The sequence below is a fragment of the Microbacterium sp. UMB0228 genome, from assembly GCF_002871415.1.
In the GTDB taxonomy this organism is placed as follows: Bacteria; Actinomycetota; Actinomycetes; order Actinomycetales; family Microbacteriaceae; genus Microbacterium.
In genome coordinates this window covers 29,261-49,164 of the sequence record NZ_PNFU01000008.1, presented here as the reverse complement: position 1 = coordinate 49,164, position 19,904 = coordinate 29,261, and the positions used below count along the sequence as shown (strand labels likewise).

20 protein-coding genes are annotated in these 19,904 nt (G+C 70.5%); 18 read left to right on the top strand and 2 right to left on the bottom strand.

Annotated elements, in window-relative coordinates:
• Positions 1-1,102, top strand: a 1,102-nt coding sequence (locus CJ226_RS15790) for a TDT family transporter (protein ID WP_257996704.1), incomplete at its 5' end; no start/stop codon positions are given.
• A 145-nt stretch (positions 1,103-1,247) separates the two neighbouring features.
• Here CJ226_RS15790 and CJ226_RS15785 read toward each other — a convergent pair.
• On the bottom strand, positions 1,248-2,462 hold the full coding sequence (locus tag CJ226_RS15785; protein ID WP_102209781.1) for an ROK family protein: 1,215 nt from the start codon (positions 2,460-2,462) through the stop codon (positions 1,248-1,250).
• 96 nt (positions 2,463-2,558) lie between these two features.
• Between CJ226_RS15785 and CJ226_RS15780 the strand changes: the two genes are divergently transcribed.
• The 17 genes from CJ226_RS15780 to CJ226_RS15700 all read left to right on the top strand — a co-directional run bounded on the left by CJ226_RS15780 (position 2,559) and on the right by CJ226_RS15700 (position 18,745).
• On the top strand, positions 2,559-3,884 hold the full coding sequence (locus tag CJ226_RS15780; RefSeq protein ID WP_180964624.1) for an ABC transporter substrate-binding protein: 1,326 nt from the start codon (positions 2,559-2,561) through the stop codon (positions 3,882-3,884).
• A complete protein-coding gene (locus CJ226_RS15775; RefSeq protein WP_062637906.1) occupies positions 3,881-4,795 on the top strand; it encodes a carbohydrate ABC transporter permease in 915 nt (304 codons plus the stop codon). The genes CJ226_RS15780 and CJ226_RS15775 overlap by 4 nt, the downstream gene beginning before the upstream one ends.
• Positions 4,795-5,673 (top strand): carbohydrate ABC transporter permease, encoded by an 879-nt coding sequence (locus CJ226_RS15770; RefSeq protein WP_025102739.1) that lies wholly within the window; start codon positions 4,795-4,797, stop codon positions 5,671-5,673. Before CJ226_RS15775 ends, CJ226_RS15770 begins: the two co-directional genes overlap by 1 nt.
• 38 nt (positions 5,674-5,711) lie before the next feature.
• The gene (locus CJ226_RS15765) at positions 5,712-7,403 is read left to right on the top strand and encodes a glycoside hydrolase family 13 protein (protein WP_102209780.1); all 1,692 of its coding nucleotides are present in this window, start codon (positions 5,712-5,714) and stop codon (positions 7,401-7,403) included.
• 63 nt (positions 7,404-7,466) lie between these two features.
• On the top strand, positions 7,467-8,465 hold the full coding sequence (locus CJ226_RS15760; RefSeq protein ID WP_062637910.1) for a metal ABC transporter solute-binding protein, Zn/Mn family: 999 nt from the start codon (positions 7,467-7,469) through the stop codon (positions 8,463-8,465).
• Positions 8,462-9,313 (top strand): metal ABC transporter ATP-binding protein, encoded by an 852-nt coding sequence (locus CJ226_RS15755; RefSeq protein WP_062637912.1) that lies wholly within the window; start codon positions 8,462-8,464, stop codon positions 9,311-9,313. The genes CJ226_RS15760 and CJ226_RS15755 overlap by 4 nt, the downstream gene beginning before the upstream one ends.
• 23 nt (positions 9,314-9,336) lie before the next feature.
• Complete coding sequence (locus CJ226_RS15750; RefSeq protein ID WP_102209818.1) at positions 9,337-10,182, top strand: metal ABC transporter permease; 846 nt, start codon at positions 9,337-9,339, stop codon at positions 10,180-10,182.
• A gap of 120 nt (positions 10,183-10,302) precedes the next feature.
• A complete protein-coding gene (locus CJ226_RS15745) occupies positions 10,303-10,719 on the top strand; it encodes a Fur family transcriptional regulator (RefSeq protein WP_025102734.1) in 417 nt (138 codons plus the stop codon).
• Positions 10,716-11,756: a permease gene (locus CJ226_RS15740; protein ID WP_102209779.1), complete on the top strand. Its 1,041-nt coding sequence runs from the start codon at positions 10,716-10,718 to the stop codon at positions 11,754-11,756. The genes CJ226_RS15745 and CJ226_RS15740 overlap by 4 nt, the downstream gene beginning before the upstream one ends.
• The gene (locus tag CJ226_RS15735) at positions 11,749-12,561 is read left to right on the top strand and encodes a TIGR03943 family protein (RefSeq protein WP_102209778.1); all 813 of its coding nucleotides are present in this window, start codon (positions 11,749-11,751) and stop codon (positions 12,559-12,561) included. The genes CJ226_RS15740 and CJ226_RS15735 overlap by 8 nt, the downstream gene beginning before the upstream one ends.
• Positions 12,551-14,407, top strand: a complete 1,857-nt coding sequence (locus CJ226_RS15730; RefSeq protein WP_102209777.1) for a hypothetical protein — start codon at positions 12,551-12,553, stop codon at positions 14,405-14,407. The genes CJ226_RS15735 and CJ226_RS15730 overlap by 11 nt, the downstream gene beginning before the upstream one ends.
• 1 nt (position 14,408) lies before the next feature.
• Entirely contained in the window at positions 14,409-15,131 is a 723-nt protein-coding gene (locus CJ226_RS15725) for a DNA-3-methyladenine glycosylase (RefSeq protein WP_257996702.1), read from the top strand.
• Between the two features lie 191 nt (positions 15,132-15,322).
• A complete protein-coding gene (rpmB, locus tag CJ226_RS15720) occupies positions 15,323-15,559 on the top strand; it encodes a 50S ribosomal protein L28 (RefSeq protein WP_025102729.1) in 237 nt (78 codons plus the stop codon).
• On the top strand, positions 15,559-15,729 hold the full coding sequence (gene rpmG / locus CJ226_RS15715) for a 50S ribosomal protein L33 (protein ID WP_017203558.1): 171 nt from the start codon (positions 15,559-15,561) through the stop codon (positions 15,727-15,729). Before rpmB ends, rpmG begins: the two co-directional genes overlap by 1 nt.
• 3 nt (positions 15,730-15,732) lie before the next feature.
• A complete protein-coding gene (gene rpsN / locus CJ226_RS15710; RefSeq protein WP_017829734.1) occupies positions 15,733-16,038 on the top strand; it encodes a 30S ribosomal protein S14 in 306 nt (101 codons plus the stop codon).
• Between the two features lie 323 nt (positions 16,039-16,361).
• Complete coding sequence (locus tag CJ226_RS15705) at positions 16,362-16,649, top strand: HU family DNA-binding protein (RefSeq protein WP_017203554.1); 288 nt, start codon at positions 16,362-16,364, stop codon at positions 16,647-16,649.
• A gap of 83 nt (positions 16,650-16,732) precedes the next feature.
• Positions 16,733-18,745 (top strand): cytochrome c oxidase assembly protein, encoded by a 2,013-nt coding sequence (locus tag CJ226_RS15700; RefSeq protein WP_102209776.1) that lies wholly within the window; start codon positions 16,733-16,735, stop codon positions 18,743-18,745.
• 6 nt (positions 18,746-18,751) lie between these two features.
• On the opposite strand, the gene CJ226_RS15695 is transcribed toward CJ226_RS15700, so the two are convergent.
• Positions 18,752-19,822: a hypothetical protein gene (locus CJ226_RS15695; protein WP_062637919.1), complete on the bottom strand. Its 1,071-nt coding sequence runs from the start codon at positions 19,820-19,822 to the stop codon at positions 18,752-18,754.
• Positions 19,823-19,904: the final 82 nt, after the last annotated feature.

Sequence of the window (19,904 nt, the reverse complement as noted above, 5' to 3'; positions counted from 1 at the left end):
CTTCCGCGATCTCGACCGTCCCCTCGCCCTCTTCTCGCATCTCACGCCGAACTGGTATGCCTCCGTCATGGGAACGGGGATCGTCGCCACGGCGGCCGCGTCGCTCCCCGTGCAGCCCCCGGGTCTTCGCGCCGCCGCGACGATCGTCTGGGTGGCGGCGACCGTCCTCCTCGTCGCCGTCACGGCGGCGACGGGGTGGCACTGGCTGCGGTATCGAGCGGTGGCGCGCACGCATCACCGGCATCCGGTGATGGCGCACTTCTACGGGGCGCCCCCGATGGCGCTCCTGACCGTCGGAGCCGGCGCGGTCCTGCTGGGCAAGGATCTCATCGGCGTCACGGCTGCGGTCGCACTCGATGCCGTGCTCTGGGTGCTGGGCACCGTGCTGGGCGTCTGCACGGCCGTGCTCGTACCCTTCCTCGCCTTCACCCGACACGTGAACGCCCCCGCCGCGGCCTTCGGCGGGTGGCTCATGCCGGTGGTGCCGCCGATGGTGTCGGCGTCGACGGGCGCCCTCCTCCTCCCGTACTGTCCGGCGGGACCGGTCCGAGAAGGGCTCCTCACGCTGTGCGGCGCCCTCTTCGGCGTGAGCCTGGTGGCGTCCATGATCATCATCACTCTGATCTGGAATCGCCTCATGCACCATGAGATGGGGCCGGCGGCATTGGTGCCGACGCTGTGGATCGTGCTCGGCCCGCTCGGGCAGTCGGTGACCGCGGCGACCCTGCTGGCGACGAACGCCGACACCGTCGTCGATCCCTTCACCGCCCGGGTGCTGGTGGTGGGGGCGCAGGTGTACGGCTTCGCGATGATCGGGTTCGCCCTGCTCTGGGCGGGAATCGCGTCGGCCGTCACGCTGCGGACGGCTCGCCGCGGCCTGCCGTTCAGCCTCACCTGGTGGTCGTTCACATTCCCGATCGGGACGTGCGTCACGGGGCTCAGCGGGCTCGCCGTGCACAGCGGCCTCGTCCTGATCGACGTCCTCGCCGTCGCCGCGTACGGGGTGCTGGTCCTCGCCTGGGTGATCGTCGCCAGTCGCACATTCCACGGCTCTGTCCTCAGCGGGCGGCTGCTGGTGCCCGCGTCCGTCAAGCCGGACTGACCCCCCAGCGCGTGTCGCCGACACAGGCTCTCGCGCGACAACAGGCTCTGGAGTGGGGGAGAGCCTGAACTCCCGCGTTCGCCTGAGTTCGCGCGGGCGCCTGTTTTCGCGAGGGAAGGAGGGAGAGGGAGAAGGGAGAGGGAGGTCAGGCGGTGAGACGCTGTTCCGCGAGGCGGGGGACGGCCCGTTCCCTGGCAGCCTTCCGGGCGGTCGCGATGGCCCCGGCCGACACGACTTCCGCGCCGAGCGTCGAGGCGAGGATCTCCGGTGCGGGCAGGTGCAGCTCGTCGGGGAGGATGCGGCGGGCGGCGGCCAGCACGGGTTCGATGCTCTCCGCCACGGCCCCGCAGATGATCACGCGGGCGGGGTCGTACATGCTGCCGAGCACGCCGACGACCCTGGCGAGGGTCGCGCCCACGCGCTCGGCGACGCGGAGGGCGTCGGGGTCTCCGGAGGCGGCGAGCGTCAGCACCAGTCGGGGGTCGACCGGCCCGTCCGCCACGAGCCGGCCGAGGGCTCCGTCGGCGGGGGCCTCGCCCTCCGCGACAGCGCCCCGGGCCTGCTCTTCCAGCGCGTACCGCAGCCCGACCGCCGATCCGACGCCGACGATGTGGTCGAACACCACGCCCTCGCCGACGCCGCCGTGGGCGCCGTGCAGCACGTGCCCGTCGACGACGACGCCGCCGCCGAAGCGCTCGCTGGCGAGCAGGGCCACGTAGTCGCGGCAGTCGACGGCGACCCCGAGCGTCCCCTCGGCGATCGCGGCGAGCTGGGCGTCGTTCTTGACCTCGACCACCGGGGCCCAGTCGCGCAGGGCCTCCGCGAGGCCGGGGTTCGTGCGCTCCCAGAAGCCGTCGGGGTGCGGGGGTGAGATGCCGTCGCGGTTCACGGGGGCGGCGACACCCGCGCACACGGCGAGCACGCGCTCCGGGGGCACCCCGGCCTCGTCGCGCGCGGCGGCGAGGTGCCGCAGGATCGTCGCCCGGCGGTCGTCGACGCTCTGCGCGGGGTCGACCTCCACGCGATGATGCACGAGCGTGCGATCGAGCAGATCCGCGACGGTGACCGCGAGGTGGGTGTCCCCGGCGTCGATGCCCATCACCACACCGAGATCCGCCGCGAGGGCGAAGCGGCGCGCCGGGCGTCCGGAGCGGTAGTCGCCGATGGCGCGGGCGTTCGGCAGCTCGCGCAGCACCTCGGCGGTGACGAGCGTGTCGATGGCGTCGATGGCCGTGGAGCGGGTGAGCGAGGTGCCGGCCATCGCCTCGGTGGCGGTGAACTCGCCGGCCGTCCAGGCGAAGTCGAGCACCGCGCTCACACTCGCGCGGCCGGTGCCGAGTCCTGTCGAGACCTCTGCCACTCCCCTTGACCTTTCTGTCGTCCAGATGAGACAGTACCTCTAGACGGACTAAATTCGCTCACTAGATTTACTCCGCGGATCTACGAAAGGACGACGGTGTCTGCCACACGACCACGGGCGGTGCGCTGGGCCGCCGGAGCGCTCGGCCTCGTGCTGACCGGCACGGCGCTCACGAGCTGCGCCGCCGGCGGGGGAGCGGAGACCATCCGCTTCACGTTCAGCAAGCGCGAGGCCATCCCGTTCATGACGGAGCTCGTCGCGGAGTACAACGCGTCGCAGGACGACGTGCGGGTGGAGATCGACACGTCCGGCGTCGATGTCGTCTCCGCGAGCTTCGTCCGGGGCAACCCGCCCGACATCATGCTCGCCAACTACAACTACGAGGTCGCCCGGTTCGTGCAGCGCTGCGCGCTCACCGACCTCTCCGACACCGAGGCGGCCGCCGGCATCCGCGAGGACCTGCAGCCGCTCATGGACCAGTACGGCTCCTGCGAGGGCCGCACCAGTGCCCTGCCGTACTCGGTCATGGCCGCCTCGGTCATCTACAACAAGCAGATCTTCGCGGAGCAGGGCCTGGAGGTACCGCAGACCTGGGACGAGCTCCTCGCCGTCAGCGACCGTCTCCGCGAGGCCGGGATCGATCCGTTCTACGCCACCTTCAAGGACGACTGGACGGTCGGACAGGGGTGGTACGACTACGCCGTCGGCGGCTCGCTCGACGTGCTGGCGTTCTTCGACGCGCTCGCCGCCGAGGGCACCGATGTCGGGCCGGACTCGGAGGTCTCCTTCGAGAAGGACTTCGCGGAGCCGATGGACAGGATGATGGTGCTCGCGGACGAGTACACGAATGAGGACGCCGCCAGCCGGGCGTACGGGGACGGGAACCTCGCCTTCGCGAAGGGCGAGGCGGCGATGTACCTGCAGGGGCCGTGGGCGTTCAGCGAGATCGCCAAGACCGACCCCGACCTCGACCTCGGCACCTTCCCGCTGCCCATGACCGACGACCCGGACGACCTCGCGGTCCGCGTGAACATGGACCTCGCGGTCATGATCCCCGAGGAGTCCCGGCACCAGGAGGCCGCGCGCGACTTCCTGGAGTACCTCTACCTCCCCGAGAACATCGAGGAGTACAACGCCTCGCAGCTCGGCTTCACCCCGACGACCGACGCGGCACCGCCGGACGACCCGCGCATCGAGGGCATGATCGAGTACTACGACGAGGGGCGGATCTATCAGGGCCCCTCGGTGCTCGTCCCGAAGACCCTCCCGATCTTCAACTACGCGCAGGCCATGGTCCTCGGCGCCGCCCCGTCGTCCATCCTCCGGACCATGGACGCGGACTGGGCCCGCATCGCCTTCCGCGCCCCGATCCCGAGCTCCGAGGACTCCGCATCGGGCGAGACAGAGGAGTCCGCGCCATGAGCACGACCACGACCGCTATCGTCACCGGAAAGCAGCGAAAGATCCGCCGCCAGGCCCGCCGCGTCGAGCCGATCTACTACCTGTTCCTCCTGCCGACCCTCGTGATCTTCACGCTCGCGATCACCGTCCCCGGCGTCATCGGCATCTTCTTCAGCTTCACCGACTCCATCGGCATCGGCGAGTGGAGCTTCAACGGGCTGACGAACTACATCGCGCTGTTCAGCGACCCGGCGATCCTGCAGAGCTACCTCTTCACCTTCGGGTTCTCGATCGCGACCGTGATCGTCGTCAACGTCATCGCGTTCCTGCTGGCGGTCGGCCTCACCTCCCGCATCCGGTTCAAGACGGGGCTGCGGACGATCTTCGTGATCCCGATGGTGATCTCGGGCATCATCATCGCCTACGTCTTCAACTTCCTGTTCTCGAACTCGATCCCCGCGGCGGGAGCGGCCACCGGCATCCCGTGGCTGGAGACGAGCCTGCTCGCGAACCCCGACCTCGCCTGGGTCGCGATCGTGATCGTCACCGCCTGGCAGGCGGTCCCCGGCACGCTCCTCATCTACATCGCCGGACTCCTGTCGGTGCCGGGCGAGGTGTACGAGGCGGCGAGCATCGACGGCGCCAGCCGCACGCAGCAGCTCACCCGCATCACGATCCCCCTCGTCGCCGGCTACGTCGTCATCAACGTGATCCTCGGCTTCAAGGGCTTCCTCAACGCCTACGACATCATCGTCGGCCTCACCAACGGCGGCCCGGGCACCGCCACCCGCAGCGTCGCGATGACGATCATCGCGGGCTTCAACGGCGGCGACTACGCCTACCAGATGGCCAACGCCACGATCTTCTTCATCGTGGCCGTGCTCATCTCCGTCCTCCAGCTCTCGCTGACCCGCGGAAGGAACACGTTCTGATGTCGACGGAGACCCTCACCACCATCCCCGCGGACGGACGCCGGAAGCGGCAGAAGATGGAGCGCGTCAACTGGTCGGGCACCATCATCCTGATCCTGTGCACGGCGACGATCCTCATCCCGCTGTACGTGACGATCTCGATGGCGTTCAAGACGACCGGGCAGGCGGTCGACGGCAACGCGTTCTCGCTGCCGGCGCCGTTCAGCCTCGACGGCTTCGTCCAGGCATGGACGCTCACGAAGTTCCCCGTGGGCGCCGCGATCTCGCTGCTCGTCACGGCGGGGACGGTCATCGCGACGATCGTCCTCGCGGCCTTCGCGTCGTACGCGATCGTGCGCAACTGGGACCGCCGGCTGTTCCGGTACTCCTTCTTCTATCTGCTGGCGGCGATGTTCATCCCGTTCCCCGTCGTGGCGCTTCCGCAGATCCAGCTCACCGGACGCGTCGGCCTCGACAACCCGTTCGGCGTGATCATCCTCGCCACGATGTTCCAGCTCAGCTTCAGCGTGCTGCTGTTCACGGCGTTCCTGCGGTCGATCCCGATCGAGCTGGAGGAGAGCGCGCGGATCGACGGCGCCACGACCTGGCAGACGTTCTGGCGGCTCATCTTCCCGCTCCTCGCGCCGATGAGCGCCACGGTCGGCATCTTCGCCTTCCTCTACGCCTGGAACGACTTCATGATGCCGTCGCTGATCATCTCCGATCCGGCGCTGCAGACGCTCCCGGTGCGGCAGAACCTCTTCCAGAACCAGTTCAGCAACAACTACAACGTCGCCTTCGCCTCGTACCTGATGGCCATGGCTCCCGCTATCGTCGCCTACCTCTTCACTCAGCGCTGGGTGATGGAGGGCGTCACGCAGGGTGCCGTCAAGGGCTGACCCGACCCCCCGCAAGAAACAAGGAGAGCCTCTTCCTCATGACCGATTCGCTGCTCACCGCGACCCGCGAAGACGACAAGACCGCGACCTGGTGGCGTCAGGCCGCCGTGTACCAGATCTATCCGCGGAGCTTCGCGGACGCCGACGGCGACGGCCTGGGTGACATCCCCGGCATCGTGTCGCGCGCCGACTACCTCGCCGAGCTCGGCATCGACGCGGTGTGGCTGAGCCCGTTCTACCCGTCGGAACTCGCCGACGGTGGCTACGACGTGGCGGACTACCGGAACGTCGACCCGCGTCTCGGCACCCTCGACGACTTCGACGCCATGGTGGAGGCGCTGCACGCGCGGGGCATCCGCGTCGTCGTCGACATCGTCCCCAACCACACCTCCGACCAGCACGCCTGGTTCCAGGAGGCACTCGCCGCCGGCCGCGGCTCGGCCGCCCGCGAGCGCTACATCTTCCGTGAGGGCACCGGCCCCGACGGCGCGGAGCCGCCCACCGACTGGGTGTCGGTGTTCGGCGGCAGCGCCTGGGAGCGCGTCGCAGACGGCCAGTGGTACCTGCACAACTTCGCCGTCGAGCAGCCCGACCTGAACTGGGACCACCCGGAGGTGCGCGAGGACTTCCTCACGACGCTCCGCTTCTGGTCGGACCGCGGCGTGGACGGCTTCCGCATCGACGTGGCCCACATGCTGACGAAGGACCTCACCGAGCCGCTGCCGTCCCGCGCGGAGCTCGACGCGATGGACCGCACCTCCGGCACGCATCCGATGATCGACCGCGACGACGTGCACGAGATCTACGCCCAGTGGCGCGCGGTCTTCAACGAGTACGACCCGCCGCGCACCGCGGTCGCCGAGGCGTGGGTGGAGACCCCGGAGCGCCGCGCGAAGTACGCGTCCGCGGAGGGGCTCGGGCAGGCGTTCAACTTCGACCTGCTCGTCGCCGACTTCGACGCGGCCGACTTCCAGCGCATCATCGCCGACAACCTCGCCCAGGCGCAGGCTGCGGGCTCGTCGACCACCTGGGTGCTCTCGAACCACGACGTGACGCGGCACGCCACCCGCTACGGCCTGCCGCCGCTGCGCGGCCGCGCGGTCAAGCAGGGCACCGAGTGGGTGCGCGCCGGCGGCCCGGAGGAGGGCCTCGACCGCGAGGGCGGCCTGCGTCGGGCGCACGCCGCGACGCTGCTGCTGCTCGGCCTGCCCGGCAGCGCCTACCTCTATCAGGGCGAGGAGCTGGGCCTGCACGAGGTCGCGGAGATCGCGCCCGATCAGCGTCAGGACCCCGGGTTCTTCCGCGGCGCGGACTTCGACGGCCTGGGCCGCGACGGCTGCCGCGTGCCTCTGCCGTGGACGGCGTCCGGCAGCTCGTACGGCTTCGGCGCAGCCGGCGCGCACCTGCCGCAGCCCGCCTGGTTCGCGGAGCATGCGGTGGAGGTGGAGGACGCCGACCCCGGCTCGACCCTCAACCTGTACCGCGAGGCGCTGCGGCTGCGACGACTGCTGCAGACCGGGGAGACGCTCGAGTGGGTCGACACGGGTCGGGAGGACGTGCTGCGGTTCCGCCGCCCGAACGGGTGGGAGGTCGTGACGAACTTCGGCACCGTGCCGTTCGATCTGGGCGCTGCGGCCGACGACGCCGTGCTGTCGACTGTCGCGTTGGACGGGTCCGCACTGCCGGGCGAGGCCACGGTGTGGGTCGCCCCGGGGGCACTTACGAACTGAGGCGGCGCCGGCGGGCGAGGGACGGTTTGATAATGGTTCTCATTAGCGTTTAGAGTGGGACCCATGAAGAAGCCCGCCCTCGCCCTCACGCTCGCCTCCGTCGCCGCCCTCTCCCTGGCCGGATGCTCGTCGACGTCCGGCGCGGCGGAGGACGACGGCGCGGTGACGGTCGTCGCGAGCACCAACGTCTACGGCGACATCGCCGCGCAGGTCGGCGGAGACCGGGTCGACGTCACCTCGATCATCGACTCGGTCACCCAGGACCCGCACTCCTACGAGGCGAGCGCTCGCGACCGCCTCACGCTGCAGAAGGCCGACCTCGTGGTGGAGAACGGCGGCGGCTACGACGCGTTCATCGACAGCCTCCTGCAGGATGCGCAGGACCCGCACGTCGTCACCGCGGTGGAGTTCTCGCACGACTACCCGGGCAACGAGGGCCACGACGATCACGGCGACGACGAGGCCGCGACCGAGGAGCCGCACGATCACGAGCACGCCGAGGGCGAGGACGAGCACGCCGGCCACGATCACATCGAGGGCTTCAACGAGCACGTGTGGTTCGACCCGCACACGATGATCCACGTCGTCGAGGCGATCGCCGACGAGCTCACCGAGATCGACCCCGACGGTGCCGACACGTTCCGCACGAACGCGGACGAGCTCGTCGCGGAGCTGGAGGGCTTCGAGGGCGACCTCGAGGCGATCAAGGCGGACGCCGCCGGTGCGACGGTGTTCATGACCGAGCCGTTGCCCGGGTACCTGGCCACCGCCGCCGGGCTCACCGACGTCACCCCCGAGGGCTTCGCGGAGTCGGTGGAGGAGGGCAGCGATGTCGCGCCCGCCGTGCTGCTCGAGGCGCTGCAGGTCGTCGGGTCCGGCGATGTGACCGCCGTGCTCACCAACGCCCAGACCGGCGGCGCGGAGACGGAGCGCGTGGAGAAGGCCGCGGAGGACGCCGGGGTGCCCGTCGTCGCGTTCACGGAGCTGCTGGAGGACGGATCGTCGTACTCTGAGTGGATGAGTGACGCGATCCAGAGCCTCGCCGCCGCCGTGCAGTCGTGAGCGGAGCCCGTTCACAGGCTCAGCGACCCGCGAGGGAGACCGGTCCGGTCCTCGAGATCGCCGACGGCGCCCTGCAGCGGGGAGACCGCGAGCTCTGGTCGGGACTCGACCTCACGGTGCAGCCCGGGGAGTTCATCGCCGTGCTCGGCCCGTCGGGCTCCGGGAAGACGACGCTCCTGCGCAGCATCCTGGGACTCCAGCCGCTGTCCCGCGGCAGCATCCGCGTGGCCGGCGAGCCCGTGCACCGCGGCAACGCCCGCATCGGGTACATCCCGCAGCAGCGCGCGCTCGCGCCCGACACGAGCATGCGGGCCCGTGACCTCGTCGCCCTCGGCGTGCAGGGCAGCCGCTTCGGCTTCCCGGTCCCGCACCGCGGCGACCGGGCGAAGGTCGACGGGCTGCTGGCCGCGGTCGGGGCGACCTCCTACGCGGACCGCCGCGTGGGCCTGCTCTCCGGCGGGGAGCAGCAGCGCCTCCGGGTCGGACAGGCGCTGGCCGACGAGCCCGCGCTGCTGCTCTGCGACGAGCCGCTGTCGAACCTCGACCTCGCCAACCAGGTCGCCGTCACCGACATCATCGACCGGCAGCGTCGGGAGCGTGGGGCCGCCGTGCTCTTCGTCACACACGACGTCAACCCGATCCTGAACCGCGTCGACCGCATCCTCTACATCGCCGGGGGTCGGTTCCTCCTCGGGACTCCGGAGGAGGTCCTGCAGACCCGTGTGCTGACGGATCTCTACGGCACCCCGGTGTTCGTACTGCGCGCCGGCGACCGGCTCGTCGTGGTCGGCGTCCCCGACGCGGAGCCGCACCACGATCACGACCACGAGCACGGGGGCGCCGCATGACCGCCGCGTCCGCCCTCGTCCCGATGGTCGGCTGGGACGACGTCTTCTCCTTCCAGGACTACGGCGAGCTCGTCGCCCTGCTCTCGAACTCGATCATCGCGGGTGCCGTGCTCGGCCTCGTCGGCGGCCTCATCGGGGTCTTCGTCATGCAGCGCGATCTCGCCTTCGCGGTGCACGGGGTGAGCGAGCTCTCCTTCGCGGGAGCGGCGGCGGCGCTGCTGTTCGGCGGCAGCGTGGTGCTCGGCTCCCTCGGCGGAGCCCTCGTGGCGGCGATCCTCATCGGGGTCCTCGGCGCCAAGGCCAGGGACCGCAACTCGATCGTGGGCGTGATCATGCCGTTCGGGCTCGGTCTCGGCATTCTGTTCCTGTCGCTGTACGACGGCCGGAGCGCCAACCGGTTCAGCCTCCTGACGGGGCAGATCGTGTCGGTCTCGAGCCCCGACCTCGGCTGGCTCATCGGCATCAGCCTCGTGGTGCTGCTCGGCCTGCTCGTGATGTGGAATCCGCTGCGCTTCGACTCGCTCGACCCGGAGTCGGCGGCCGCCCGCGGGGTTCCCACCCGCACCGTGAGCCTGCTGTTCATGATGCTGCTGGGGCTCATCGTCGCGGTGAGCGTGCACGTCATCGGCGCGCTGCTGGTGATGGCGCTGCTGGTGACACCGGCGGCCGCCGCCATGCGGATCACGGCGGGCCCGGTCGCGGTGCCGGTGCTGGCGGCCGTGTTCGGGTTCGTGTCGGCCGTCGGCGGGATCCTCCTTGCGCTCGCCGGAACCCTCCCGGTGAGCCCCTACATCACGACCCTGTCCTTCACGATCTACGTCGTGTGCTGGATCGTGCAGCGCGTCCGGTCCCGGGTCACCCGCGTCTGACCCCGTTCAAATCGCGCACTTTGCTCCATTTCGGCCGGAGATGCCGCCAATCGGGCGATTCGAATCCGCGGTGGGGCCGCTCCCAGCCCTCGCCAACCGTCCCGGCCTAGAATCGATGGCATGGCTCAGCGGAACACCTGGCAGCGCGAACGTGTGCGCGAAGCGCTCGCCGACGCGCGCGGTTTCGTGAGCGCGCAGAGCCTGCACGCGACGCTCCGCGACGACAACACCGGGATCGGCCTGGCCACCGTCTACCGCGCCCTCGCCGGGCTCGCGGCCGCGGGCGACGCCGACTCGCTGCAGAGCCCCGAGGGAGAGGCGCTCTACCGGGCGTGCACCACCCAGGGACACCACCACCACCTCATCTGCCGATCCTGCGGCCTCACGGTCGAGATCGAGGCGAAGGACGTGGAGCAGTGGGCGCACCGCACCGCCGCCCTGCACGGCTTCACCGAAGCCGCCCACGTGGTCGACATCTTCGGGCTCTGCACCCCCTGCGCCAACAAGCGCGACGCCGAGAGGGCTGCGACAGCGTGACCGCCCCGGCACGAACGGCCACCCGTCCGGGCCATACGCACCGTCGAGCGCCCTCGCCGCGCTCGACGTGGATCGCCGTCGGCATCGGCGCCGTGGTCGTCGCGGCCCTGTTCCTCATCGACGCCTTCCTCCCCACCCTCTTCCCCGCCTCGCTGCCCACCCGAGCGCAGGACGGCCTGACGCTCGCCCTCAGTGTGCTCATCGAGGCGCTGCCGTTCGTCGTGCTCGGCGTGCTCCTGTCGATCGTCGTGCAGGTCTGGCTCCCGGCGGACGTCATCCACCGCTGGCTCCCGCGCCGCGCCTGGGCCCGTCGCGCGGTGCTCTCGCTGCTCGGCATGCTCATCCCGGTCTGCGAGTGCGGCAACGTCCCGTTCGCCCGCGGGCTCATGATGCGCGGGCTCGCCCCCGCGGAGGCGCTGACCTTCCTCATCGCGGCGCCGATCGTCAATCCGATCGTGATCCTCACGACGCACGCCGCCTTCGGATGGGACGGGGGCATCCTCGTCGCCCGCCTCGTCGGCGGCTACCTCATCGCGAACCTCATCGGCTGGATCTACAGCCGCCACCCCTCGCCGGAGTCGCTGCTCACCGAGCGCTTCGTCGACACGTGCGAGCGCGTCACGCACGAACCGGGAACCCCCGTGCGCCGCAGCCTCACGCAGTTCCTCGTGGAGCTGCGGGCCGTGATGCCGGCGCTCGTGATCGGCTCCGCGCTCGCCGGGGCCGTGCAGGTGCTCATCCCGCGCGACGTCCTGCTCACGATCGGCGCCAACCCTGTGCTGTCGATCGTCGCGATGATGCTGCTCGCGATCGTCGTGGCGATCTGCTCCAACGTCGACGCCTTCTTCGCGCTGTCGTTCGCGTCGACCTTCTCCTCGGGTGCGCTCGTGGCGTTCCTCCTGGTCGGCCCGCTCGTCGACATCAAGATGCTCGCGCTGATGCGCACGACCTTCACCACCCGCACGCTCGTGGGCATCACCGCTGTCGTGCTGGCATCGGCCTTCGCGATCGGGATCGGGGTGAACGTCCTTGCCTGAGTTCTCCGCCCGCTCCCGCGCCCTCGCCACCCGGTGGCTGGGAATCGGCCTGGCATCCGTCGTCGCGGTCGTCACCCTCGGCCTCGCGGTGACCGACCGTCTCAGCCTCTACATCAGCCCGGAGTCGGTGTGGTTCGCGTGCGCGGCCGCCGTCGTGACGCTCGCCGGGGCGATCTGGTCGTGCGCGCTGCCGCTGGGAGCCGAGGAGGACCACGGACACGACCACGGTCCCGCGGCCTCGCGCTCCGACGAGCCGGCGGCGTCCGTGGACGACGAAGCCGACCGCCCGTCCGGGCTGTCGCGCCGGCGTCTCGCGGGCGTCGGTGCGCTGGCCGGCGGCGTGGTCGCGACCGGGGTCGTCGTCTCCGCGCTCGTCCTGCCTCCCGCCTCGCTCTCGGTGGAGCTCGCGATGTCTCGCGCCGGAGAGGAGACCGCGCTGTTCGCCGGTGCCGACACCGTCGCCCTCGGGGTCGCGGACACCTCGACCTTCGGTGTGGGCGACTGGGCGAGCGTCTTCGCCGCCGCGACGAACACCGCGGCCTACGACGGGGCCGACGTCACGCTGCAGGGCTTCGTCACGCCCGGTGAGGGAGACGGCGTCAACCTCACCCGTCTCGTCATCACGCACTGCGTCATCGACGCCCAGACCGCCGCCTTGCCGGTGAGCGTCGACGCCGACGCCTACAAGACCGGACAATGGGTCGAGATCACGGGGAAGGTCCGCGCCGACGACGACGGTTCCCTGCACATCGAGCCGACCGATGTGGTGGCGATCGACGAGCCGAAGGACCCGTATGAGTACTGACGACGAGCGGCCGGAGCCGCCCGCCGTCCCGCGGACCCGCGCCGAGCTGCGCGCCGCCCGGGAAGCGGAGGAGCGCGCCGCGGAGGAGCAGACCGCGGCCGAGCGCGCCGCTGTCGAGCAGGCCGAAGCGGAGCAGGTCGCCGAGGAGCGTGCGGCCGTGGAGCGCATGGCGGCGGAGGTCGCGGCCGAGCAGGCGGCCGTCGACCGTGAAGCAGCGGAGCGTGAAGCCGCGGAGCGTGCGGCGGCCGAGCGTGCTGCGGCGGAGCGTGCCGCGGAGCGCGAAGCCGCGGAGCGTGCGGCAGAGGAGTCGGCCGCAGGCATCCCCGCGATCCCGCAGGCGCCCGAACCGGTGTTCACCCCCGCGGGCCCGACGTCCGCCTCCCGAGCAGACGGTGCCCGGGACGACGCGGCGGAGCCGGGCTGGACGCCCACGACCGACCTCCCCGCCGACGACGAGGCGCCGCGGAGCGCCCCGTGGTCCCGCCGTCGGTTCCTCGTCACGATCGGCGCCGTCGTCGGAGTGCTCGTCCTCGTCGGCACGGGACTCGGAATCGTGAGCCTCCTCCAGGGCCCGCGGGTCACCGACGTGCAGGTCGACGCCGCTCAGGCCATCGAATCGTCCGGAAGCCGCGTCATCCTCACCGCGAACCAGCCCCTCTCCGCCATCGACCCCGAGCAGGTCACCGTCGAGCCCTCCGTGCCGTTCACGGTCGATGCCGCCGGCCGCGGGGTGGGCGTGCGTTTCACCGTGCCCCTCGACGACGACACGACTTACACGGTCACCGTGGCCGGAGTGACCGGCGCCGGGGGCGGCCCCGCCGCGGACCTCACGACGTCCTTCGAGACGCCGTCGTCGTCGATCTTCCTCCTGCGCCGCGACCCCGACGGCGACGACATCATCTTCCGCACCGACTTGACCGGAGAGAACGCGCAGCCCGTGTTCTCCCACCCGCGCATCGACGACTTCCGGGCCACGTCCACGCAGCTCGTGGCCGCTGTCGAGGACGACGACCAGTCGCGGATGCTCGTGATGGACAGGGACGGCTCCGATCAGCGCGAGCTCCCGCTGCCTGGCGAGGGGTATGTGGGCGCGATCCAGGTGTCCGAGCGCGGCAACCTCGTCGGCTACAGCTACTCCGATCGCGAGCTCAGCGACACCGAGGGGCGCGCGAGCGTGCTCGTCACCCAGTCGCTGAGCGGCGACGACGAGCCCCGCATCATCGAGGTCGGCGACGAGGAGGTGAGCGTCTTCGTGTGGCAGTTCGTGCCCGACAGCGCCGCCGTGCTGTTCATCGACTTCGACGGGGCGCTCTCGCTCGTCGATCAGTCCGCCGACACGGGCGTGCAGTCCCTCGGCCTCGCGACGACCATCCAGGGCATCTCCCGCGGCACGTACACCGCCATCGTCGAGCGGCTGGACGGGTCGGTCGTCGAGCTCGACCTCGCAGACGGATCCGAGGAGCCGCTCGCCCCCTCCGAGCCGGACTACGGCAGCGCCACCTCCATCACCCCGTTCCCCGGGGGGACCCTGCGACACGTCGTCGCCCGGGACGAGGGCGGTCTCCCGGTGGGCCAGGCCGTGATCCGCGTCGACGACTCCGGTGCGGCGACCCCGCTCGTGGAGGTGAGTGCCGCCGACTCGATCCTCCAGGCCTGCGCGTCGCCGAGCGGCCAGTACGCCGCCGTCGTGATCGCCCCGGACATGGCCGACAACGCCTATGACGGGATGCTGCTGCCCCTCCCGGAGGAGCTCGAGACGCACCTGATCGACATGAAGACCGGGGACGAGATCGTCGCGCTGACCGGCTTCGACGCGTCCTGGTGCCAGACGGCGCCGCGGTTCTGACGTGACGGAGCCGGAGGCCCTGCGCCGCGCCACCCGTGAGGACGTGATGCGTTCCGCCGTGGACGTCGCGCCGACGCTGCTCGGCGCGGAGCTGCGGACCGTCGTCATCGAGGACGGCCTCCCGGTCGAGGTGCGCGTGCGCATCACCGAGGTCGAGGCGTATCACGGGCAGGGCACGGGGGCGGTGGCCGACCCCGGTTCGCATGCCCGCATGGGGCGCACGGCCCGGAACGCCACGATGTGGGGCGAGCCCGGGCATCTCTACGTGTACCTGAGTCACGGCATCCACTCCTGCGTCAATGTGGCCTGTGGCCCCGAGGGGCAGGGCGACGGCGTCCTGCTCCGTGCCGGGGAGATCGTGTCCGGCGTGGACGCGGCGGCCCGACGACGACGGGCGGTCCCGCCGCTCGGCCGCACCGCCCTCCGGGACCTCGCGCGCGGACCAGGGCGGCTCGGACAGGCCGCGGGGCTGCGGCACTCCCTGCACGACGGCCTCGACGCCATCACGGGCGACGAGCAGAACGGTGCCAGGGCGGAGCTGTGGCTCGGCCCTCCCGTGGCGGACGTCGCTCAGGGCCCGCGGGTGGGGGTGGCGGGCATCGCCGGGACGGACGCGTTCCCCTGGCGCTTCTGGATCCCCGGCGACCCCACGGTCTCCCCGTTCCGGTGGGGGCGGGGTGCCGCCGACGCTTCGAATCGCGCGAATGGCGGCTTTTCGGCCTGAGATGGGGCCATTCAGGCGATTCGAACGGCCGGCGGAGGCCGTGCTAGACTGACTCTTCGTCTGCGCACGCTCCTGTGCGCAGTTCGTGTGCTCCCCCTTCTTCCGCCGAGAGATCGGTATGCGGGGCGGCGTGCAGACAAGGGATCTTGGGTGAGGCCGTCCGGTCTCACGGTAATGAAGGAGTCATCATCATGGCAGCAGTGTGCCAGGTGACCGGAGCTGTTCCCGGCTTCGGTCACAACGTCTCGCACTCGCACCGCCGGACGAAGCGTCGCTTCGACCCGAACGTGCAGAAGAAGACCTATTTCGTGCCCTCGCTCGGTCGTAAGATCACGCTCAACGTGTCCGCCAAGGGCATCAAGGTGATCGACGCGCGTGGCATCGAGAACGTCGTCAAGGACCTCCAGGCGAAGGGTGTGAAGCTCTAATGGCCAAGAAGGCTCAGGACGTCCGTCCGATCATCAAGCTGCGTTCGACGGCAGGTACGGGTTACACGTACGTGACCAAGAAGAACCGCCGCAACACCCCCGACCGCCTCGTGCTCAAGAAGTACGACCCGGTCATCCGTCAGCACGTCGAATTCCGAGAGGAGCGTTGATCCATGGCTAAGAAGAGCAAGATCGCGCGCAACGAGCAGCGCAAGGTCATCGTCGAGCGCTACGCCGAGCGTCGTGCCGAGCTGAAGAAGACCCTGGTCGACCCGAACGCCACCGACGAGGCCCGCGAGGCCGCCCGCGTCGGCCTGCAGAAGCTGCCGCGCAACGCGTCGCCGGCTCGCGTGCGTTCGCGCGACGTCATCGACGGCCGCCCCCGTGGTGTCCTCACGAAGTTCGGCATCTCGCGTGTCCGCTTCCGTGACATGGCGCACCGTGGCGAGCTGCCCGGCGTGACCAAGTCGAGCTGGTAAGCATCGAGCGAGAAAGGGCGAGGATCTCGGATCCTCGCCCTTTTTGCATGCCCGGCGACGCAGGCGATCGCGCGGGAACAGGCGCGTGAGCGGGGGAGCGCCTGTTGTCGCGCGGGGGCCTGAACCGGCGAGAGTGCGGCCGAAAACCTGTGACGCGAGTGGCCAATGTGACGCGACACGCCGGGAAATCGGTCGAAACCCGCGAAATGACGCGGAAATCCGGGTGGCCGTTGGTACATTCGAGGCGGTCACACGACCACCGGGGAGCACCCGCTTCCCGTACCCACACACGATGCGACGGTCCTTCGTCGCTGGAGGATGACATGGCTGACAAGTCCATCACCAAGACCGAGCTCGTCGCGAGCATCGCTTCCGCCACCGGCCAGAGCCAGGCCACCGTCTCCGGTGTCCTCGACTCGCTGTTCGCCACGGTCTCCGACGCTGTCGCCAAGGGCAGCAAGGTCTCCATCCCGGGCTGGATCTCGTTCGAGCAGGTCGACACGGCCGCCCGCACGGGCCGCAACCCGCAGACCGGCGCCGAGATCAAGATCCCGGCCGGCAAGCGCGTCAAGGTGACCGCCGGTTCCAAGCTCAAGGCTGCCGTCAAGTAAGACCGCACCCTTTTCGAAGGCCGCCCCCGCTTCGGAGGCGGCCTTCGTGCATCCTCCCTGCTGCGCGAGCCTAGGCTGGAGGGGTGAGTTCCCGCACCGAGACGCCGCGCTCGACGTCGGCGTACCGTCTCGCCGGCATCGTCATCCTCCTCGCCGCTGCCGGCGTCGCCCTCGTCTGGGCGCTGCTCGTCGGGGGAGGGGCGAACCCGCCGCTGCTGCAGGACCCCGGACCCGTGGTGCTGTGGGGCACACCGCTCGCGAAGCTCGTGATGAACCTCGCCGGCGCTCTCATGCTCGGATCGCTCGTGCTGGCCCTGTTCGGACTGCGAGCGGGAGAGCGCACGTTCGACACGGCCCTGAACATCGCCTCGGTCGGGGCCGCCGTCTTCACCGTCTCCTCGGGTCTGGCCGGCTTCTTCTCCTTTATGGCGGCCTTCAACCCGCAGCTCAGCATCGAGCGCGAGTTCGGCTCGCAGCTCGGACGCTTCCTGCTGGAGCTCCCGCTGGGGCAGTCGTGGCTGATCACGACCATTCTCGGTGCGGTCATCACGGTGCTCGCGTTCGCCTGGCGCACCTGGACGCCCACGCTGCTCACCGCCCTGCTGGCCGCGGTGTCGTTCCTGCCGCTGGCGACCCAGGGGCACGCGGGCGACCTCGACGGACACAACATGGCCGTCAACTCCATCCTCCTGCACACGATCGGCGCGGCCGTGTGGCTGGGCGGACTGCTCCTCCTCGTGCTCCTCCGCGGGCAGCAGGACCTCGATCTGCCCACGCTCGTCGGCCGGTACTCCTCCCTCGCGATCGCGGCCTTCGCGGTGGTCGCCGTCTCCGGCTTCACCCGTTCCATCGTGGCCGTCGGCAGCTGGGAGGCCGTGTGGACCACCCCCTACGGCCTCATCGTCGTCGTCAAGGCCGCTCTGCTCGTCGGGATGGGGCTGCTCGGCGCCTGGTACCGCACGCGTCTGATCCCGAAGCTGAGCGGGGACCGCGCGTCCCGGTGGTTCTGGGCGCTCGTCCTCGGCGAGGTGGCCCTGATGGGACTCGCCTCCGGTGCCGCGGCCGCCCTCGCGCGCACGCCCCCGCCCACCGGCGAGGTCGCGGCGTTCGCGCAGACCCCGGCGCAGATCCTCACCGGATCGCTGCTGCCGCCCGAGCTCACCCTGGAGCGCTGGTTCACGGCGTGGGACATCGACGTGCTGTGGCTCGTCGCGGCGGGTTTCGGACTCTTCTTCTATCTCGCGGGCGTGCGCCGACTCCGGCTCCGCGGCGATCGCTGGCCGATCCACCGCACGGTGTTCTGGGTGCTCGGCCTGCTGCTGCTGGTGTGGGTCACGGGCGGCCCCATCAACGCCTACCAGGAGTACCTCTTCAGCGTGCACATGCTCGGGCACATGATGCTCTCGATGGCGATCCCGCTGCTGCTCGTCTCCGGAGCGCCGATCACGCTCGCGCTGCGCGCGATCCACAAGCGCGACGACGGCACCCGCGGCGGCCGCGAATGGATCATGTGGGCCGTCCACTCGCCGTTCGCGCGGGTCGTCACCCACCCGATCGTGGCAGCGGCGATCTTTATCCTGTCGCTCTGGGCGTTCTACTTCACCGATCTGGTGCGCTGGTCGATGTACGAGCACCTCGGGCACGAGTGGATGGTCATCCACTTCCTGATCTCGGGCTACCTGTTCGTGATGAGCCTCATCGGCGCCGACCCCGTGCCGTACCGCCTGCCGTACCCCGGCCGGCTCATCACCCTCATCGCGGTGATGGCCATGCACGCGTTCTTCGGCATGGCGATCATGATGCAGGAAGGGCTGATGGTCGCGGACTGGTTCGGCGCGATGGGCCGCGACTGGGGCGCCGACCCGATGACCGACCAGTATGTGGGCGGCGGCATCGCGTGGTCGATCGGGGAGATCCCGACGCTCATCCTCGCCATCACCGTCGCCATCCAGTGGAGCCGGAGCGACACCAAGCTCCAGCGCCGGCGCGACCGCCATGCGGACCGCACCGGCGACGCCGAGCTGGAGGAATACAACGCCCGGCTGGCCGACCTCGCGGCACGCGACCAGCGCGCCGCGGAGCGTCAGCGCCGCTGACGCGGCTCACTGCCCGAGGTCGTCCGGCGATCCGACGCGGATCGAGGCGGAGCCGTCGGGAAGGATGGCGATCGAGCCGTTCACGCGGAACGGCACGTCTTCGGAGACCGGCTCGACGGAGCCGTCGAAGAGCGACTGGATCTCGACCTCGACGTGCGCCACGGCGGTCGCGGGCGGGATCTGCCAGTGCCCGTCGTCGGAGGGCGCGACCATGATCTCGGGCTGCTGGCTGATCGACCACTTCGGCGGCTCGGCGATCCGGTTCTGCACCCGCAGTCCGAACGGGCACGCGGTGGGCTGCAGCACCTCCTGCGTGGTGCAGTCGGTGAGGAACTCCTCGACGCGTTCCTGGACGACCTCGACGAACTCCTCCGTCGGCTCCGACTGCACGTCCAACGGGGTCACGGCCAGCGGTTTGTCGGCGAGGACCCCGTGCCCGGACGATGTGGAGATCGCCGTGTCCACCGTGACGGAGTAGACGCCGGGGGTGAAGACCAGCAGGGGCAGAGGTTCGAGCGGAGTGGCGGCGGCACCGGCAGCGGAGATCTGGCGACGGTCGACCTCGAAGCCGTTCACGGCGAAGCGGTCGGAACCGCGCACGGTGAGCTCGACCACCGCCAGGGGGCTCGTGGTGAAGCGCCAGTTCGGGGTGACGCCCGCCCAGCCGTCCTGCGCGACGTGGAAGGTGGTCGTCCCGGAGTGGCCTCCCGCCCGGTAGCTGACCGTGACAGCGGTGTCGTCACCGGAGGTCTTCTCCGACTCGACCTCGATGTCGGTGAGCGGGCCGAGGGCGGAGCGGCGCAGCATGGCCTCGGAGGCGGCGGGGTCGATCCCGGCCTCGTCGAGGGTCTCCCGATCGATCGCGACGCCGGGGACCCGGAGGGCGTCGGCCGCGCGCCCCTCGGCGAGCAGATCGAGGTAGCGGACCACGAAGGCCGACGGGCCGTAGAACTGCCGGTAGAGAGTGGCGCCCCCGGCACCGATCGCGGCCAGCAGGAGGACGCCGATGAGCCCGAGGATCGCCAGATCGGCGCCCAGGCGCGACCGCCGGGGCGCGCGCGTCCCGGCCCGCTCCATGCCGGTCAGTCTAGGAGGGCGTCCTGAGGGGACGCCGAGCGTCTGCGGGCCGCCACCGGACGGGGCACGTAGCATGGGGGAG

Coding starts and splice junctions, on each gene's coding strand:
- CJ226_RS15695 (WP_062637919.1), bottom strand. CDS start 19,822: ATGGAGCGGGCCGGGACGCGCGCGCCCCGGCGGTCGCGCCTGGGCGCC.
- CJ226_RS15765 (WP_102209780.1), top strand. CDS start 5,712: ATGACCGATTCGCTGCTCACCGCGACCCGCGAAGACGACAAGACCGCG.
- CJ226_RS15730 (WP_102209777.1), top strand. CDS start 12,551: ATGAGTACTGACGACGAGCGGCCGGAGCCGCCCGCCGTCCCGCGGACC.
- CJ226_RS15770 (WP_025102739.1), top strand. CDS start 4,795: ATGTCGACGGAGACCCTCACCACCATCCCCGCGGACGGACGCCGGAAG.
- rpsN (WP_017829734.1), top strand. CDS start 15,733: ATGGCTAAGAAGAGCAAGATCGCGCGCAACGAGCAGCGCAAGGTCATC.
- rpmG (WP_017203558.1), top strand. CDS start 15,559: ATGGCCAAGAAGGCTCAGGACGTCCGTCCGATCATCAAGCTGCGTTCG.
- CJ226_RS15760 (WP_062637910.1), top strand. CDS start 7,467: ATGAAGAAGCCCGCCCTCGCCCTCACGCTCGCCTCCGTCGCCGCCCTC.
- CJ226_RS15750 (WP_102209818.1), top strand. CDS start 9,337: ATGGTCGGCTGGGACGACGTCTTCTCCTTCCAGGACTACGGCGAGCTC.
- CJ226_RS15775 (WP_062637906.1), top strand. CDS start 3,881: ATGAGCACGACCACGACCGCTATCGTCACCGGAAAGCAGCGAAAGATC.
- CJ226_RS15745 (WP_025102734.1), top strand. CDS start 10,303: ATGGCTCAGCGGAACACCTGGCAGCGCGAACGTGTGCGCGAAGCGCTC.
- rpmB (WP_025102729.1), top strand. CDS start 15,323: ATGGCAGCAGTGTGCCAGGTGACCGGAGCTGTTCCCGGCTTCGGTCAC.
- CJ226_RS15705 (WP_017203554.1), top strand. CDS start 16,362: ATGGCTGACAAGTCCATCACCAAGACCGAGCTCGTCGCGAGCATCGCT.